At 62.7% G+C, this 16,618-nt stretch carries 13 protein-coding genes; 5 read left to right on the top strand and 8 right to left on the bottom strand.

Annotated elements, in window-relative coordinates; all coding sequences use genetic code 11:
• Window positions 1-18 precede the first annotated feature (18 nt).
• Together ACZ1H8_RS07910 and ACZ1H8_RS07915 are read right to left on the bottom strand one after the other, a co-directional pair.
• Window positions 19-417, bottom strand: a complete 399-nt coding sequence (locus tag ACZ1H8_RS07910) for a DUF2958 domain-containing protein (protein WP_465180778.1) — start codon at window positions 415-417, stop codon at window positions 19-21.
• A complete protein-coding gene (locus ACZ1H8_RS07915) occupies window positions 414-1,355 on the bottom strand; it encodes an ArdC family protein (protein ID WP_465180779.1) in 942 nt (313 codons plus the stop codon). Before ACZ1H8_RS07915 ends, ACZ1H8_RS07910 begins: the two co-directional genes overlap by 4 nt.
• A gap of 736 nt (window positions 1,356-2,091) precedes the next feature.
• Between ACZ1H8_RS07915 and ACZ1H8_RS07920 the strand changes: the two genes are divergently transcribed.
• Window positions 2,092-2,235, top strand: coding sequence for a hypothetical protein (locus tag ACZ1H8_RS07920; protein WP_465181365.1), 144 nt, complete (start codon window positions 2,092-2,094; stop codon window positions 2,233-2,235).
• 393 nt (window positions 2,236-2,628) lie between these two features.
• On the opposite strand, the gene ACZ1H8_RS07925 is transcribed toward ACZ1H8_RS07920, so the two are convergent.
• Window positions 2,629-3,504 carry an MBL fold metallo-hydrolase gene (locus ACZ1H8_RS07925; protein ID WP_465180780.1) on the bottom strand — a complete coding sequence of 292 codons (876 nt, stop codon included), beginning with the start codon at window positions 3,502-3,504 and terminating at the stop codon, window positions 2,629-2,631.
• A gap of 71 nt (window positions 3,505-3,575) precedes the next feature.
• Here ACZ1H8_RS07925 and ACZ1H8_RS07930 point away from each other — a divergent pair, with 71 nt between their 5' ends.
• From ACZ1H8_RS07930 to ACZ1H8_RS07940, 3 genes are read left to right on the top strand one after another with little or no spacing between them, the layout of a single operon-like run.
• Complete coding sequence (locus ACZ1H8_RS07930) at window positions 3,576-3,890, top strand: ArsR/SmtB family transcription factor (protein WP_465180781.1); 315 nt, start codon at window positions 3,576-3,578, stop codon at window positions 3,888-3,890.
• A 4-nt stretch (window positions 3,891-3,894) separates the two neighbouring features.
• Window positions 3,895-4,413, top strand: a complete 519-nt coding sequence (locus ACZ1H8_RS07935) for a rhodanese family protein (protein ID WP_465180782.1) — start codon at window positions 3,895-3,897, stop codon at window positions 4,411-4,413.
• Window positions 4,414-4,420: 7 nt separating this feature from the next.
• Window positions 4,421-5,200, top strand: coding sequence for a sulfite exporter TauE/SafE family protein (locus tag ACZ1H8_RS07940; RefSeq protein ID WP_465180783.1), 780 nt, complete (start codon window positions 4,421-4,423; stop codon window positions 5,198-5,200).
• 278 nt (window positions 5,201-5,478) lie between these two features.
• On the opposite strand, the gene putA is transcribed toward ACZ1H8_RS07940, so the two are convergent.
• Window positions 5,479-9,087, bottom strand: a complete 3,609-nt coding sequence (gene putA, locus ACZ1H8_RS07945) for a trifunctional transcriptional regulator/proline dehydrogenase/L-glutamate gamma-semialdehyde dehydrogenase (protein WP_465180784.1) — start codon at window positions 9,085-9,087, stop codon at window positions 5,479-5,481.
• 99 nt (window positions 9,088-9,186) lie between these two features.
• Here putA and ACZ1H8_RS07950 point away from each other — a divergent pair, with 99 nt between their 5' ends.
• Window positions 9,187-9,651 (top strand): Lrp/AsnC family transcriptional regulator, encoded by a 465-nt coding sequence (locus ACZ1H8_RS07950; RefSeq protein WP_465180785.1) that lies wholly within the window; start codon window positions 9,187-9,189, stop codon window positions 9,649-9,651.
• A gap of 272 nt (window positions 9,652-9,923) precedes the next feature.
• Here ACZ1H8_RS07950 and ACZ1H8_RS07955 read toward each other — a convergent pair whose 3' ends face one another.
• The 4 genes from ACZ1H8_RS07955 to ACZ1H8_RS07970 form a co-directional block, all read right to left on the bottom strand.
• Window positions 9,924-10,538, bottom strand: a complete 615-nt coding sequence (locus ACZ1H8_RS07955) for a TetR family transcriptional regulator (protein ID WP_465180786.1) — start codon at window positions 10,536-10,538, stop codon at window positions 9,924-9,926.
• A 97-nt stretch (window positions 10,539-10,635) separates the two neighbouring features.
• On the bottom strand, window positions 10,636-11,997 hold the full coding sequence (locus ACZ1H8_RS07960) for an MFS transporter (protein ID WP_465180787.1): 1,362 nt from the start codon (window positions 11,995-11,997) through the stop codon (window positions 10,636-10,638).
• Window positions 11,994-14,246 carry a DUF885 family protein gene (locus tag ACZ1H8_RS07965; protein WP_465180788.1) on the bottom strand — a complete coding sequence of 751 codons (2,253 nt, stop codon included), beginning with the start codon at window positions 14,244-14,246 and terminating at the stop codon, window positions 11,994-11,996. The genes ACZ1H8_RS07960 and ACZ1H8_RS07965 overlap by 4 nt, the downstream gene beginning before the upstream one ends.
• The gene (locus ACZ1H8_RS07970) at window positions 14,243-16,609 is read right to left on the bottom strand and encodes a S9 family peptidase (RefSeq protein ID WP_465180789.1); all 2,367 of its coding nucleotides are present in this window, start codon (window positions 16,607-16,609) and stop codon (window positions 14,243-14,245) included. The genes ACZ1H8_RS07965 and ACZ1H8_RS07970 overlap by 4 nt, the downstream gene beginning before the upstream one ends.
• Between the last annotated feature and the right edge of the window lie 9 nt (window positions 16,610-16,618).

The following is a 16,618-nucleotide window of genomic DNA, read 5'->3' on the forward strand; positions in this document are numbered from 1 at the left end:
CGCGCGCCTTTCGCGCCGTCACCCTGACGGCGGAAATCGGTCGGCCAGATCGCGGGCAGTGTCGCTCGCGCGGCGCAGCAGCGCCTCGGCCGTGAGGATCGACCCGGCCTTGCGCGCCCAAGACGCCCAGCCGGCGAGCGGCAGCGTCGTCGAGAAGTGCAGGTCGCGCTCGATCCTGAGCCCGTAGGGCAGCCGTAGCGCCTCGATCTCGGACAGCGAGAACCAGCCAAGCTCGGGGCAGCCGAACCCGAGGTCGGCGAGGCCGAACAACGCATCGCCGTCCTCGGCGAGTTCGCTCGCCAGCCATGTCGCGGGGGAAAGCGGGTGGAAGAACTTCGCCAACGGACGCTTGTCGGCGGCGTCGCTGCGATACTGCACCCGCAGTGCCGCGCGGAGTTCGGGGGTGAGCAGGCTCATGCGGCCTCTCCCATCGCGTTGGCGTCCGATAGAAAGGCGAGCAGGTAGTCGGACGCCTTGCTGGCGAGGCTGGCGGCGCGGAAGACCGCGCGCGCGTCGGCGCGCAGCACCTCGAGCCATGCGCCGAGATAATCGGCATGGCGGACGCTGGGGGCGATGCCGAGCGCCGAGCACAGGAATGCCGAGGTCAGCTCGGCGACCAGCTCCTCGCGGGCATAGCCGGCGCTGCCGAATGGGTTCGACAGGTCGCGCGCGAGGCGCGACCCATGCCCGGTCCAGTGACCGAGCTCGTGCAGCGCGGTGCGATACCAGTCGATCTGGTCGCGAAACGCGGGCTGGGGCGGTACCCGGACATAATCGCCGCGCGGCGAATAATAGGCCTCTACGCCGCCGATCCGGAAGTCGGCTCGGCACGCTGCGATCAGCGTCTCGGCGACCGGCACGACCTCGCGCTCGGGCAGCGGGGCGGTCCCGGCCAATAGGCGCTCGGGCAGCCCGTCACATTGGGCGACATTGAACACGGTGAAGCGCTTGAGCAATGCCACCGCGCGCGCCTCACCGCCTTCGGCAGCGGCGCGCTCGCGCTCGGCCTCGGGGGTGAACCGATCGGCATAGACCACCCCGACGCCGCGCTCGCCCTTGCGCACGCCTCCGCCTGCATCCAGTGCCTGCCGAAAGGTCAGCCAGCCCTGCGAGGCATAGCCACGCGCGATGACCTCGCCCCACAGGATCAGGACATTGATCCCCGAATAGGCGCGGCCCGACACGGCATTGCGCGGCAGCCCCGGCGCGGCGGCGGCGGTGTCCCATGGCTGCACCCACGGAAACCGCCCCGCCTCCAGCTCGGCGACGATCCGCGCCGTCACCTCGTCATAGAGCGAGGCGCGCCCGGCGCTCCCTGCCCCTCCCCCCGCGCGACCCCTTCGACCCCTGCCCATGCCCAGCCTCCTCGACCCAAAGCCACACCCGGCCCCGGAAAGCGGGGTGGGCGGCGAGGAAGCCCGCAAAGGCACGCGGACCAGGGCGCGGCGCACCGGAGGCAGCAACGAAGTGGAGGACCCGGCTCGCAGGGCCGGGTTGCGCCGCGCCCGAGCGGGCCTAGAAGGGCGCGCCGGCCACCCCGCTTGTCGAGGCCGGACCCGAAACGCCGGCGCTACCAGCGCCGACCGCAGATCAGCGCCAGCGATCGTCACCCGCAGGGCCGGGACGCGCATGCGGCCCGGCGGCGCAGCCGTAGAGCGCGGTGGCGGCCCGGCGATCCCGACGAACACGCACTCTTGCTGGCACCGCAGGCGCGGCGGCGTGCGCGCGCAGACATGTGCGCCAGCCGCCGACGCGCCCCCCGGTCAAAGGCAAGCGTGCCGCGCGGCCCGGACCATGAGCGCGAACCCTGGGGCTGCCTCGCAACCCCAGCGTGCGCCCATCAGACAGCCGCGCCCCGACAAGGATCGCGCCACGAGGCGCCATGGCGCACGACTTCCCGCGCTCAGCCTTGCTCCTCACCCGGGAGTGACCCCGGTCGACGAGCACACCGCAATCAACGGCTTCTCCAAGCCCGCGGCTACGCTATCCGGTCGGCACGGCCAAATATGACCCGCTGCGCGACGATCTCGAGGCCGATGGCCGTCCGCTCATCCACCTCTCGTTCGAGGCGGTCGCACGGATGGTGGCGACCTGCCGCAATCGGCGAGCGACTATCGTGCCTGGTGGTCGAACGAGCGGGGACGCACGCGTGACGTCCAGGCGCGCGCACGGACCGCACCCCATTATGTCGCCGCCCCCGACCTTGCCAACCGGATCGCGCCAATCCGCAGATGAACAGGCAGACCAAGGGCCCATGGCAACGGTCTCTCGGCGACGGTCCCCAGGGCTCAGACTCCGGCGCTTCGCAGAAACGCTGGTGGTGCCCCTCGCACGGGGTCCCGAACGTCAGTTGGCTTCGGTGCTTCAATGACATTGATGAACTGCCCTACTGGCATAGCCCTTCATGCAGATAGGCGTGACCTGGACGCTGTTCGACCGGTGGTGGGGCGGAAGCCCGCGTCAAACGTCGTCAGACGGCGAGAACGCCTGCCCCATCGAAGAATCAGCCTGAGCCGGGCTCGGAAGCCGCGGGGCTCCGGACCCTCGCACCATAGCCACGCAGTCGACGCGGCGGTCGTCCTTGCCTTGGCGACATTTATACCATCATCATCCGGCGCCGGGTTCCCATCAATCTTGGTCTCCTTCCCATTTAACGGGGATGCGCAGATAAGAAATGCCGTTCGCCTCGGCCTCATCGAAATGGCCGGCCCGAATGTTGACCTGGATCGAGGGCAGCAGCAACTTAGGGACCGAGAGACCGGCATCGCGCTGCTCGCGCATGGAGACGAATTCCTGCTCGCTCACACCATCGTGGACGTGCACACTCGACCGGCGCTGCTCGCCCACGGTGGTCTCCCAACGATAATCGTCGCGTCCCGGCGCTTTGTAGTCGTGACAAAGAAACAGCCGCGTCTCGTCAGGGAGCGCTAAAATGCGGCGGATCGACCGATAAAGCATCTGTGCGTTCCCCCCCGGAAAATCGGCGCGCGCTGTGCCATAGTCGGGCATGAACAGCGTGTCGCCTACAAAGGCCGCGTCGCGGATGAGATAGGCGACGTCGGCTGGGGTGTGCCCGGGAACGTGCATTACTTCGACCTCGAACTCACCGATCGCGAACCGGTCACCGTCCTCGAACAACCTGTCAAAGTCCGAACCGTCCGCCTTCAGATCGTTCATCGCAAATACCGGGCGAAAGATCTTCTGCACGTCCCGGATATGCGCGCCGATCCCAATCCATGCGCGGGTACGGGCCTTGATGAATGGTGCAGCCGAGAGATGGTCGGCATGTGCGTGCGTCTCCAGCACCATCTCGATCCTCCAGCCATGTCTGCGCGCGAAGGCGACGATTCGCTCCGCTGAGCGCGTGTCTGCGACACCGCTCGCTAGGTCGAAGCCGAGCACTGGGTCGATCACCGCCGCCGTCCTCGTCGCGGGATCGCCGACGAGGTAGCTGATCGTGTTGGTCGGCTCGTCAAAAAATGCCTCAATGAAGGGCTTGGTCATAATTTCCTCCGTTAGCTCTTGCTAATATATTAGATATCACTACATAAGCAATCTCTAATGGAGTGATGGTGATGCTCAAACTGACCATGGACCTGACTACATTCGAGGCGAAGGCTGAACAGGTTGCTGATACGCTGAAAGCGATCGGCAACACGCGAAGGCTGATGCTGCTGTGCAAGTTGGTCGAGCGTGGCGAGGTGACGGTCGGCGACCTGGCGCGCGATGTCGGCCTCTCTCAGTCGGCCTGCTCGCAGCACCTCGCAAAGATGCGCGATGAGGGCCTCGTCGCCTACCGGCGCGAAAGCCAGACGCTTTGGTACGCCATCGCCGACGCACGCGTCGAAATGCTGCTCGGCACCCTTTACCAACTTTACTGTAAGGATTGATGCAGTGACACTTGCCACTCTCTCGCCCGCTGACTCGCTCGCCGCAATCAATGCGGGCGCTCGTCTGGTGGACATCCGCGGTGCCGACGAATATGCCCGTGAGCACATTCCCGGAGCCTTGAACCTGCCACTTGACCGGATCGACGATCTGCCGCGCGACGGTCGTCCGGTCGTCTTCCACTGCAAATCAGGCATGCGCACCGCGGCCAATGCGGCACAGCTTGCAGCAGCAGTGGGTGGGGCGCCGGCCTATGTCGTCGGGGGCGGCATTGATGCCTGGCGGCAGGCAGGGCAGCCTACCGTGGCCGATCGCTCGCAACCGCTGGAAATCATGCGGCAGGTCCAAATCGCAGCAGGCACCTTGGTATTGATCGGTGTATGGCTCGGCGCGTCCGTCGCTCCCGTCTTCTTTTGTCTGTCAGCACTTGCCGGTGCTGGGCTGATGTTCGCGGGCGTGACAGGGTGGTGCGGCATGGCCAATCTGCTTCGCATGATGCCGTGGAACCGCCGCGCGGTGGGTTGAGGCGAGCGTGGACGCTGCCACCATCTTCGCCAGCCTGGCGTCAGGAGGCGTGATCGGCCTGATCCTCGGTCTTGTGGGCGGAGGGGGCTCGATTCTCGCCGTGCCGCTGTTGATCTATGTCGTCGGCATAGGCTCGCCCCACGCCGCCATCGGAACGGCAGCCGTCGCCGTGGCGATCAATGCGCTCGCCGGCCTGATCGGCCATGCCCGTGCGGGCCGGGTGAAATGGCGTTGTGCCAGCGTGTTCGCGGTGTCGGGGATTATTGGCGCAGCCATAGGCGCCGAACTGGGCAAGGCGGTAGACGGCAAGCGGTTGCTCGCCCTGTTTGGGCTGCTCATGATCGGGGTCGGCCTGTCTATGCTACGTGACCGCCGCACGGCAGAGGCGCCTGACGTGCGGCTGACCCGCGACAGCGCGCCCAGGTTGCTTCCGCGACTGGTGCCAATCGGATTGATCGTCGGCCTGGCAGCCGGGTTCTTTGGAATCGGCGGCGGGTTTCTGATCGTGCCTGGGCTCATGCTCGCGACAGCCATGCCGATGCCTTTTGCCATTGGCACGTCGTTGGTCGTCGTCAGTGCGCTAGGTCTGACGACCACGATCTCCTACGCGCTGTCAGGGCTCGTAGACTGGAGCGTAACCGCGCTGTTGGTTGCAGGGGGTGCCGCCGGGACAGTCATGAGCATTGCAATAAGCAAGCTACTGGTCCGTCGAAAAGGGCTTCTGGACCTGGGTTTTGCGGTCATGGTCATGGCGGTTGGCGGATATGTTCTCGCGTCCTCTTTGTGACGCTTTGCACTCCGTCGCACAGTACATGGTACTGCTCCTGCGTCGATGTCGGCGGGAGGGGGGGCGCGCCGGACCTCGGACCGCAACTATGACTTGAGGGGTCTTGGGGAACACCTCAGGCCATGACGCCAACGATCGCCGGCTTTTCAAGACGGCGGATGCTTGTTGCGCTGCTGACGGCCTTCTGCCTTAGAAACCGTTTCCGAGCCCTCTGTGATTTGCCACTCCAAGTGCTCGATTTCGAACGCCGGCATTCCGCCGATTAAGATCGAGATGGTTCAGCCAATCATTGTCAAGCTTGCGTTGCCGCCCGCCGCAGTAGTGTTGACCGAGATCGAGACTTCTTCGAGCAGCCAGTCGCACGCATATGCGAGCGGCTGATCAGGCAAAGCGACGTGTATGGATAAAATCGACCCGGTCATTTCTGCGACCTCGGCAACTGTAGCGGTTACAAGGGCGCTGTCGCCCTCGACCAGCGCAGCGCTATAGGATCCGGACGGGTCCGCCCCGAATGCCGCCGCGACATTGGCCGGCAGGCCTGTCGGTAGCGCCATTCCCTCGATCTGCCCTCGATTTCCGGTGGCGAGCACCACGGCCATCTGTTCGAAGAGACCAGCCTGACTTGTCGGCTTCATCAGGATGCGCCCCCGCGCACGCAGGGTATAGCGGTTGCTTTCACCGACTGGGCCCGGTAATTCGACGTCCACACCTAGCGCAGACGCTTCGCCATAGCGGCGGACCTTGCTGGCGGTGTCGCGCTCGCCTTCGCTTTCGAGCCATTCCGCGAAATCGTGGAGCGGAGTGTCGAGATGCTCAGCGCGCGCCGCGAAACTCGGCGGCTGACCAACGAGGCGACCAAGATAGAGCGGCCCGCCAGCCTTGGGCCCAGTACCCGAAAGTCCGTGGCCTCCGAACGGCTGCACCCCAACGATCGCGCCGATCACGTTGCGGTTCACATACAGATTGCCCGCCTTCACTCGTGCGGTGACATGGGCGATCGTCTCATCAAGTCGCGTGTGCAGGCCGAAGGTGAGGCCATAACCGGTTGCATTGATCGCATCGATCAGCGCGCTGAGCTGATCGCGGCGAAAGCGCAAAATGTGGAGGACGGGGCCGAACACCTCGCGCTTGAGATCCGCGATGTTCTTGATTTCGATGATCGTCGGCGCGACGAAGGTTCCGTTGATCGCTTCAGCCGGCAAGGCCTGCTGCTCGATCCGCGCCCCCTCCTTGCGCATTGCGGCGATATGCTTCTCGATCGTCTCCTTGGCCTCGGCGGTGATCACCGGGCCAATATCGACCTTCAGAGCGTCGGTGCGACCGATCCGCAATTCCTTAATCGCACCCTTGAGCATGACGAGCGTGCGATCGGCAATCTCCTCCTGCAGGCAGAGGATGCGCAGCGCCGAGCAACGCTGGCCGGCGCTGTCGAAGGCCGAGGTGATAACATCAGCGACGACCTGTTCGGCCAGCGCCGAGCTATCGACAATCATCGCATTTTGGCCGCCCGTCTCCGCGATCAGAGGAATGGGCTTGCCAGCGGGCGACAGCCGCGTGGCGAGCTGGCGCTGGATCAGCCGCGCGACTTCCGTCGAACCGGTGAACATCACGCCGGCGGTCTGGGGTGCCGCGACCAGCGTGGCGCCGACAGCACCGTCGCCAGGCAGGAGCTGAAGCGCATCGGCAGGCACGCCGGCTTCGTGGAGGAGGCGGACGGCCTCGGCGGCAACCAGCGGGGTCTCCTCCGCCGGCTTGGCGAGCACCGGATTGCCCGCGGCCAGCGCCGCGGCGATCTGGCCGGTGAAGATCGCAAGCGGGAAGTTCCAGGGGCTGATGCAGACTATGGGTCCGAGCGGGGCCTGCCCTGGCCCGAGGGTATGGCGCGCTTGTGCTGCATAGTAGCGCAGGAAATCGACCGCCTCGCGGACCTCGGCGATAGCGTTTTGGAGCGACTTGCCGGCCTCCCGCATGATCAGGCCGAGCAGGATTGGCATGCGTGCCTGCACCGCGTCCGCCGCACGATCGAGGATCGCGGCGCGGTCGCCCACGGTCACAGTGCCCCAGCGTGAAGCGACCGCCGTCGTTGCGGCCGCCGCGGCGCTGCTGGGCGTGACTTCGATGACGGTGCCGACAATATCGCGATTATCGGCGGGATTGACCACGGGACGCGGCGTGCCGGTCCCATCGGCAGGGGCAGCGCGCCAGTCGATTGCGGCGCTTTCGCGAAGCGCGACGCTCAGCGCGGCGAGCGCGCTCTCGTCGCTGACATCCACGCCGTCCGAGTTGCGGCGATCAGGATAAAGACCGGCGGGGAGCGAGATCAAATCATGCCGCGACCCGGGCTGCGGCATTGCGCGGACCAAGTCCACGGGGTCGGAGATCAATTCGTCAATCGAGACCGTCGGATCGGCGATGCGATTGACGAAGGAGGAATTTGCTCCGTTTTCAAGGAGGCGGCGAACGAGATAGGCGAGCAACGTTTCATGCGTGCCGACCGGCGCATAGATGCGGCACGGGCGATTTAGCTTCTCTTTGCCGACCACCAGATCATAGAGCGGCTCGCCCATGCCGTGCAGGCATTGAAACTCATACTGACCGACAGTGAAATTTGGCCCGGCGAGGTGGTAGATTGTCGCCACGGTTTGCGCATTATGCGTGGCGAACTGCGGAAAGATCGCCTGCGGCGCGGCGAGGAGTTTTCTGGCGCAGGCGATGTAGGCAACGTCGGTATGGATCTTGCGCGTGTAGACCGGATAGTCGGCAAGCCCATCGACCTGGGCACGCTTGATCTCGACATCCCAGTAAGCGCCCTTGACCAACCGGACCATGATTCGCCGCTTTGCGCGTCCGGCAAGATCGACGATCCAATCGATCACATAGGGGCAGCGCTTGCCATAGCCTTGCACAACGAAGCCGAGTCCATCCCATCCGGCAAGTTCGGTGTCGAGAGCGAGGCTTTCGAGCAGATCAAGCGACAATTCCAATCGGTCGGCTTCCTCGGCATCGATGTTGAAGCCGATGTCATAGCCCTTGGCGAGCAGGGCGAGCTTGCGCACGCGCGGCAGCAGTTCGCCCATGACGCGATCGGCTTGCGCGCGTACATAGCGGGGATGGAGCGCCGAGAGCTTGATCGAAATGCCCGGGCCCTCATAGATGCCGCGGCCTGCGCTCGCCTTACCGATCGCGTGGATTGCGCCCTCGTAATCAGCGTAATAGCGATCGGCGTCTGCCATCGTCGTCGCAGCTTCGCCCAGCATGTCGTAGCTATAGCGGAAACCCCCGGATTCTCTCGCGCGAGCGCGCCTGAGTGCCTCGGCGATCGTCTCCCCGGTTACGAATTGTTCGCCCATCATCCGCATTGCCAAATCGACGCCGCGACGGATCAAAGGCTCGCCGGCTCGCGCCACAAGTCGTGCGAGCGCTGCTCCCAGGCCTCGATTGTCGACGCTGCCGACCAGCCTCCCGGTAACGACCAGGCCCCACGTCGCGGCATTAACGAACAGGGACCGGCCACCGCCAAGATGGGAGCTCCAATTACCATCGGCGATCTTGTCGCGAATAAGGGCATCGCGCGTCGCGTCGTCGGGAATGCGGAGGAGCGCCTCGGCGAGACACATCAGCGCAATTCCCTCTTCGCTCGACAGGGAATATTCCTGCACGAGTCCTTCGACACCACTACCCTTATGCGCGGCGCGGAGCTTTTTCACGAGCGACCGGGCAGTGTTGCGAACAGCGGTTTTCCTCCCCTCTTCGAGCGCCGCGGCATCGAGTAGCTGAACGATGCATTCGGCCTCATCGCGCCGATAGGCAGCAGTGATGGCCTGCCGCAGCAGTGAGGCAGGCCTTATCGGCGCAGCGAAGGACGCGAACGGGAGCTGATCATTCATAGAGCCAGCATACTCTGGAAGTCGAAGCTATTCCGTCCTAAAATTAGGCAAATATGCTAACGATTCGACCTATTTTTTAGAGGATTCGGGACGAAAATTATGGAAATGCATCCTAAGGAAGTCGAACTAGATGTCTTCGACCGCAAAATCCTAGTTGCTCTGGCGGAGGATGGGCGCATGAGCGTGACCGACTTGGCCAAGAAAGTTGGGATGTCGAAGACGCCGTGTCATCTGCGGATGCGCAGGCTGATCGACGCGGGCGTCATCATCGGCTTTCGAGCCACGCTTGATCTCGCAAAACTAGGGCTCAATCATGTAGCATTTGCGGAAGTGAAGCTATCTGACACCCGGGAACAGGCGCTCAACGATTTCAATTCGGCAGTTCGCCGAATCTCCGAAGTGGAAGAATGTCACATGATTGCAGGCAGCTTCGACTATCTACTAAAGGTTCGGACAGCTGACATTCGGCGCTATCGCACGGTCTTGGGCGAGAAGATCTCAAGCCTCCCACACGTCGCGAGCACGTCGACGTTCGTGGCGATGGAGACTGTTAAGGATGGCTAAGTCGGTTTACCTGGATGTAAAATCGACCAACGGCTTCTTAACATATCGGCATCGTAGCCAATCAAACCATAAAACGTTATCGCGCAAATCTCGTGGAATAAGTTTCGCCTAAGAGGGAGGCCCATCTCCCAAATGAGTATATTTTCTATGCCGGAGGGGCAAGCGCGACTAGTTGCGATGTCTCAGTCAGTCCTCTGGACGTCAGGGCATTTTTCGCTCGGACAAAGAGATTATGGCTCGAATATGGAAATTGTCTCAAGAATTTCCCGCCGTTAAATGGCCTGTAGCGCAGTCATCTCAGGATCAGTGCCTGATCCGCGCGAATCGATCAAGCCAGCGGTCAGCGCCAGACTGAGAAAGGCAGCGTTGCGGATGCTGGTAACATCGGCCTCCCGATCAGCCACCTGCCGATAATCTGCGCCAGTGATGATCTGCATATGCATTTCCGTGGTGAGCGATAACCCGTGGGGAAGCGTTATCACGTCGTTTTCGTGCAGGCTGCGCAAGTGACTGGAGAGCGCATCGACATAGAGCTGATAAATCTCCGACAAGCCAGCCGGATTGCGGTCGGTCTGCGTGAGTTCAGCGACTAGCTGCAACGATATCCTAACGCGTTTAGCCGCTCGAGTGCCGGCACAAAACCGGTCACCGCAATACTGGTCGAGATATTCCTGCCATGTCGTTATACGAGGCCGCTGATCGGCACCGGCGTGGTCCAGAAGACAGGCGGCGTAGACGATTTCGTTGCGATCCTTGAAGTGCGTGTATAACGCGCCCATTGATACATCAGCCGCGCGGCAGATGTCCCGCAACGACGTCTCATGCACCCCCTTCTCGAGCAATACGGTGAGCGCCGCCTTTGTAATCGCATTGCGCTGGCGGTTCATATATTCCTGATCGCGCTTTGGCATCTCGTCCCGCTATCTATTCACCACAGGGGCCATATCGGCTGGCCGCTGCCCAAAGCTGCCGTCAGCCGCCGCGTCAATGCCACCCCCGGGTCGCCCTGGCCAATTCCGTAAAGCGGCGCTCGCCACCTTGAAGCAGCGCGATCGCCCCAGACCAGCCGAGTACGGCCAGCCCCACGATGGAATACAAAAGTCCTCGCTCGCCGCCGATCATATCCGACAAGGCGCCCGCGACGCTAGGCGCCGATCCGGCCAGCAGCGCGGAAAGAATGCTCCAGATTCCGAAGAACCGCACCCGGAACGGCGCCGGCGCCATATCCTGCAGGATCGTCGGGATCAGCGTGCCAACTCCAGTGCCCGCGATCATCAGGATGCCCATACAAGCGTATAATTCTACGCTTGATCGAACGAAAGGAAAGTAGAGGAGCGCCGGGATGCCGATGAACAGCACCCGCCAGGCTACGGCAACCGCCGCCTCCGGTCCGCGGGAACGCATCATCCCGCGTACCCATAGGTTACCGATCAAAATGCCCACTGCGGCCCCCGCGGCACTGGATGCCCCCATGCCGAAGCCATTCGCCTCCGGCGTCGCCCCGAACAGTCGGGTCGCAATAAGCGGCAGCCATATCATAAACCCGCTGAACGCGAGGAGATACATGCCGAGTCCGCCCAGCACGCGCAGATAAGTCTGGCGGTGCGGCCACATGAAAGCGCGAGCCTGAGCAGTCGAAGCCGGCAGGCCAGGCGAATTGCCCAGTTGCTCGCCGTTCAACCTGGCGCGCACCAGCAGCAGCAACAGGGCCGGCAACGGCAATGACACGATCAGAAACGCGAGGCGCCAGGATTCAAGCTGCTGCATGGCAGCAGGCAAGTCCGCATGAACCCGATCGAGCATGCCGAGCGCGGCGCCGCCTAAAGCGAGCGACAACGAAACGCCAATATAGCCAAAGATGTACATCACGCTGTTCGCTAGAACCCGCTTGCGACCTTTGAAAAGGTCGGGAACAAAGGCTGACATCAACGGCGCGAGAGCGGCCTCGCCAGTCGCAATTGCGATCGCAGAAAGAAAAAGCTGCCAGAAATTCTGTGACAGGCCGCAGGAGGCCGTACCGATTGACCACAGGATCAGGCATGCACCCAACACCTTTCGGCGATCATATCTGTCCGCAAGCCAAGTGATCGGGAACACCGCGACAATCGAAAAGATCGAGAAGGCGAGCCCTTGAACGAGACCGAGCTGGGTATTGGAAAGTGACAATGTGGCTGCCAGCGGCTGCGCCGCCAGAATAAGCAGCTGACGGTCGATGAACGCGAACAGCATGATGATCAGCATCACCCCAAGCGTGTACCAACCGCCGGCGATTACGCGGTCCGGCTCGTCGGCGACAACCGGATGGTCACTGCCGGTTTGCGGCGCCGCCGCAGCCTGTGCCGTCATGCCACGACCCGTTTCATCCAGCGCATCATGTGATCTTCGAGAGCATCCAGCGACACTGGTCCCGTTTCCAGCACCGCATCGTGGAAATCACGTAACGCAAACCGCTCGCCGAGCGATTCCTCAGCCTGCGCACGCAATCGAGTGATCACTCGCTCACCGATCTTGTAGCTCAGCGCCTGGGCAGGCATGCCGATGTAACGATCGACTTCACTCTCGATCGTATCGCGCGGCAGGAAGCATTGCATTTCCATGAATTCGATTGCCTGATTACGAGTCCAGTCAAACCAGTGAATGCCAGTATCCACGACCAGGCGGACCGCACGCCACATCTCGAAGGTCAGCAGGCCAAAACGGTCGCGAGCGTCGTGATAAAGGCCGACATCATGGCCGAGCCGTTCGCAGTAGAGGGCCCAGCCCTCCACATAGCCGTTATAGTGGCTCCAGCCATAGCGTCGGAATGCTGGAAGCTGATCCAGTTCATTGGCCAGTCCGAGCTGCATGAGGTGTCCTGGCCAGGCCTCGTGAAGCGTCAGCGGCACGAGGAGGTGCAGGGGGCATTTCTCCACCAACGCCGTAAGCAGATAGATCCCGGGCCGCTCGCCAGTGGCGGGCGCCGGGAGCGCTAGAGCTGGAGGCTGCCCCCTCGATTGATCGACGCTCATCTGCTCAACGCCGTAAGGCGAGCGGGGCGTACGACCGATCAGTTGCGGTATCAGCCCATCGATCTGTTTGGCGAGAGCGCGAGTTCGGAGCAGTAAATCGTCCGCATCCCTGGCCCGCCGCCCGTCCAGCTCCTGAGCGAGCTGTGACCGTTCGCCGGCGCGATCCATAGCAATCAGGACCGCCTCGATTTCGGTATTGATCCGCTCGACCTCGGCCAGTCCGAGTTGATGTGCGGCATCCGGCTCTATCGCCAGCGACGTCTGCCGGTGCACCTGATGGCGGTACCAGTCCTTGCCGCCCGGTTGCGCGATGACTGCGATCTTGTCGGTCAGCTGCGTTTCTACCAGAGATGCAAAGCGCTCTCGCACAATCCTAAGCGCCGGGAGCACCCGGACCATGAGCGCATCACGCAGCGCGGTTGCCAATGCTTCATCTGTGAATTCAGCCAGACGATCGTTCAGTTTCCGTTGAAGGCCGATCGGGGCAAGATGGGCGTCGAGGGTCGCAAGGATGCGCGGGACAAGCGCTCGGGGCACGCGATACCCTCGCGCGAAACTCTGCTCCAGCATCGTCAGACTGTCGCGGAGGAAGTCGGGGGCGAGGTGCAGCCGTGCCAGAAGATCGCCGCGCTGCCGCGATGTCGCAAGCGGTGCCATCTGCACCAGCATGTCCGGAACATCGAAAAAGCCGAATGGATAGAGCACCGGCACGAATCGTCCGCCAATCCGATATTCCTCGGTCGCAGCGTCCAATTGTCGCTGGAGTAGATCCAGCGTGATCAGCGCATCCGGCCCCAAGGCGGAGCGATCAATTGCCTTTGAGCGACGGGCCAGTGCGCCGAAGACCTCAGCTCGGCGGGCATGATCGGCCTCGAGCACGCCGTCCAGCCGCCGTGCGGCGCTTGTCGCACCCGCCCCGCTGGCTTCGATCGGAAATTCCACAACCTGAATCGACCAGTAATCGGCGCAAATCTGGTTGAGGCGAGCGGCTTCATCGCACGCCTCGCGCGCAATGCGATAGATCGGAACTGGCGCGTCAAGCATTTGCCCCGTCAAATAGGGATCGGTTGTTTCTGCGCCGGACGATTGCGAATGGATCGCGCGAACGATGTCCATACCAGATCGGACCTGACCAAAAGCTGGGAAGCCAAGGCCGTCCGACGTCCGGCCGCCCCCAGCATCCAGTGCAGCCTGTTGGCCTATACAGAGGAAGAATGTAAATTGACTGCACTGGCCGCCATCCCGCCGCCCGAGCGAGATGGTGCCATCCTCATGCCGCAGCCCGCTCGTCGAAGTCGGCTCGTGCGGGACAAGTAATGGTTCGCCAGTGGCGCCTGCGCTGCCCTGAATGACGCTGATCGGCGGGGCGCCCGCGTCATTGTCCGGGCTCACCGTGCGGAAGAACGACCCGCCATCGTAGTGCCCCGCATCGACGGCTTCCAAAAAGGCTTTCGCCGTAAGCGGAGCGGCCTGCATGTTCAGGTCGACCAGGATGTCGCCCATCCCGGTGACGATCCGAACCGTAACCGCAAGTGCATCGGCAGCCACATTCGGCTGGGCCGGATGAATCAACTCCGCCGCGTTCACTGCGCCACCTCCGGACGGGCTGCGTTCCGCTTTACTCGAGCGAGCAGACTGTCGATCGGCAGAGTGAAAGACTTTACCGCAGGCGGAATCTCGCCGATGAGATGCTCCGCGAAATAGGCCCAGCGGCGGCGAAGGCCGTAGCCGGTCCATTCGTGTCCCGCCCGCGGCATCAGGATGGCATCGAAGTCCTTGTCGGCTTCGATCAACGCCTGCGTAAGCTGGAACAGTGCCGACGGGTGGCAGCCGCCGTCGAGCATGCCGTGAATAAACAGCAGCTTCCCGACCAGCCCCTCCGCATAAGTCTTGGCTGCCTGCTCGGCATAATGCGCAGCCGCGAACTCGCCATGATAGCGCTCGCCCCAACTGTGCCAGAACAACGCCTGATCGTAGTTGCCGCCGCCGGCGACGGCGACTCTGAAAAAGTCGCCAAACCGCAGGGCGCCGATCGCGGTCATGTAGCCACCTCCGGAGAAGCCGGTGAGCCCGACACGATTGAGATCCATCTGCGGCCTGCTTTCGGCGAGTTGACGGATCGCCGCGATATGGTCTTCCAGGTTCGAGGCGGTATGCGCGGCCCGATAAGATGCTGTTCGAAAAGCCCGTTCCCGCAATGCCGTGCCGCGGCCGTCGAGAATCAGGACGAAAGCCCCAAGGGATGAGAGGTGCGCACCCTCAACATAGCTCGACCCGCCCAGCACATCGCCATCGGCAAAATGGCCGCGCGGCACGTTCGAAGCCTGAGGGCCGCCATAAATATAGTCGATCACCGGATAGGTCCGAGCGGGATCGAAGCCCAGTGGCTTGAACAGAACGCCAAACGTATCCGTTTTCCCGTCCGCAGCCAGGCAGCGAACGCGCTCCGGCGGCGTCCACCCGTCAGGTAAGTCGATGGTAGCCGCTTCCAGAACGCAGATTTCCTCGCCTACCTTCGTTCGGAGATAGGTTGTGGGCAATTTGTCAAGGTCGCTGACCGTTTCGATGATATACGTCCCATCGGGTGAGATGCCCGACACGGCCTCGCTGTCGATCCCCTCAAGCTTCTTTGTGACTAGGGACATGTCGCCTGGGCGCCAGACGCGATGCTCACCCGGTTCGGACGACAGGATGGTAATGTCGCTTCCATCGATCGAGGCCGAGCATGGCTTGGACAGATAGGGGGACACGTCTTCATGGAAGTCGCCTGCAAGGAAGAAGACGGTCCGATTGCGCGCGTCGACGCGCAGCACGTCGAGGACCTGCCACTCCCCCTCTGTGATCGCATGCCGCATCGCGCCGGTCACCAGATCGTATAGATAAAGATGGCCGCGTCCTGATCGCTCGGAATACCAAATCAGCTCGTTCGTCTCAGGCAATGGAACGATCAGTGCCGGCGTATAGACGATGACGCTGACTTCGACGTAAGTGTCACTTTCCTCGCTGAACACGATCCGCGTCGCACCCGTGGCCACATCGAACGCCACCACATGCGCGCGACTCTCGCCGCGCTCGATTTCGACGAAATAGGCGGTCCGGCTGTCGGCGCTCCACCACACGAGATTGGCGTTAAACGGTGTGGTATTCATGCGCACGGCCTTGAGCCGCGGGTAGCGTGCCTCGACATTTCGGCCGGTGTCGACCTCAATGGCGATGATCCGGAATTCGGTCACTTTTGGATCGCCGGGGAGGCTGGTCTGGTTCGAGCGGATCGTCGGCCTGACGCCCTCAGTTGGCGCATAGTCCGCTACCGGCAATGCCGGCACCTCTCGTTCGTCTGTCTGGAGCGTCAGGGCCCACTTGCCGTCTGGCGACCACAGCGCATCGGGCCGTATGCCGCCCTGCTTGTCCGCCAAAGCCCGCATCGCTATCGGTGGTAGGCCATAGGCATTGTCGATCGTGCCGCCGACCGTCAATGGACGGTCCTTCTGCTCCGCAAGATCGCGCACCCATAGATTATAGTCGCGTACGATTAACGCTTGGCCGCCGTCCGGAGATGCCAGCCAGGTCAGGTCGTCGCTTTTTTCGGCCGTCGCCAATTCTGCACGATCGAGATCGAAGGCATAAGCCGTCCCGAACGCTTCAAAACGAAGCTTCCGTGTCTCCAGATCAAACTTCGGATTGCCGATGATGACATCATCCGGATCCACGGTGGCATCGAGCGCGTTGCCGATTTCCTTCGCCAACTGGGCGACCGACACGGTCAGCAGTTCGGCAGCGGTCCGCGCGTCGAACACGCGCAGATGCCGGCCGGACTCGTCTCGCCGCTCATACCAGAACCGGTGGGCGTCGATCCAGATCGGAATGACTGTTCCGTTACTCGCAAGCCTCGGCGCGACGAGTGCCGACTGCGCGAAGTCATACCGCGCCGCCCAATCATAATCGCTCATCAACAATCT

The organism is Sphingomonas sp. BL-S-25 (assembly GCF_055521555.1).

Coding starts and splice junctions, on each gene's coding strand:
- ACZ1H8_RS07910 (WP_465180778.1), bottom strand. CDS start 417: ATGAGCCTGCTCACCCCCGAACTCCGCGCGGCACTGCGGGTGCAGTAT.
- ACZ1H8_RS07915 (WP_465180779.1), bottom strand. CDS start 1,355: ATGGGCAGGGGTCGAAGGGGTCGCGCGGGGGGAGGGGCAGGGAGCGCC.
- ACZ1H8_RS07925 (WP_465180780.1), bottom strand. CDS start 3,504: ATGACCAAGCCCTTCATTGAGGCATTTTTTGACGAGCCGACCAACACG.
- ACZ1H8_RS07930 (WP_465180781.1), top strand. CDS start 3,576: ATGCTCAAACTGACCATGGACCTGACTACATTCGAGGCGAAGGCTGAA.
- putA (WP_465180784.1), bottom strand. CDS start 9,087: ATGAATGATCAGCTCCCGTTCGCGTCCTTCGCTGCGCCGATAAGGCCT.
- ACZ1H8_RS07950 (WP_465180785.1), top strand. CDS start 9,187: ATGGAAATGCATCCTAAGGAAGTCGAACTAGATGTCTTCGACCGCAAA.
- ACZ1H8_RS07955 (WP_465180786.1), bottom strand. CDS start 10,538: ATGAACCGCCAGCGCAATGCGATTACAAAGGCGGCGCTCACCGTATTG.
- ACZ1H8_RS07960 (WP_465180787.1), bottom strand. CDS start 11,997: ATGACGGCACAGGCTGCGGCGGCGCCGCAAACCGGCAGTGACCATCCG.
- ACZ1H8_RS07970 (WP_465180789.1), bottom strand. CDS start 16,609: ATGAGCGATTATGATTGGGCGGCGCGGTATGACTTCGCGCAGTCGGCA.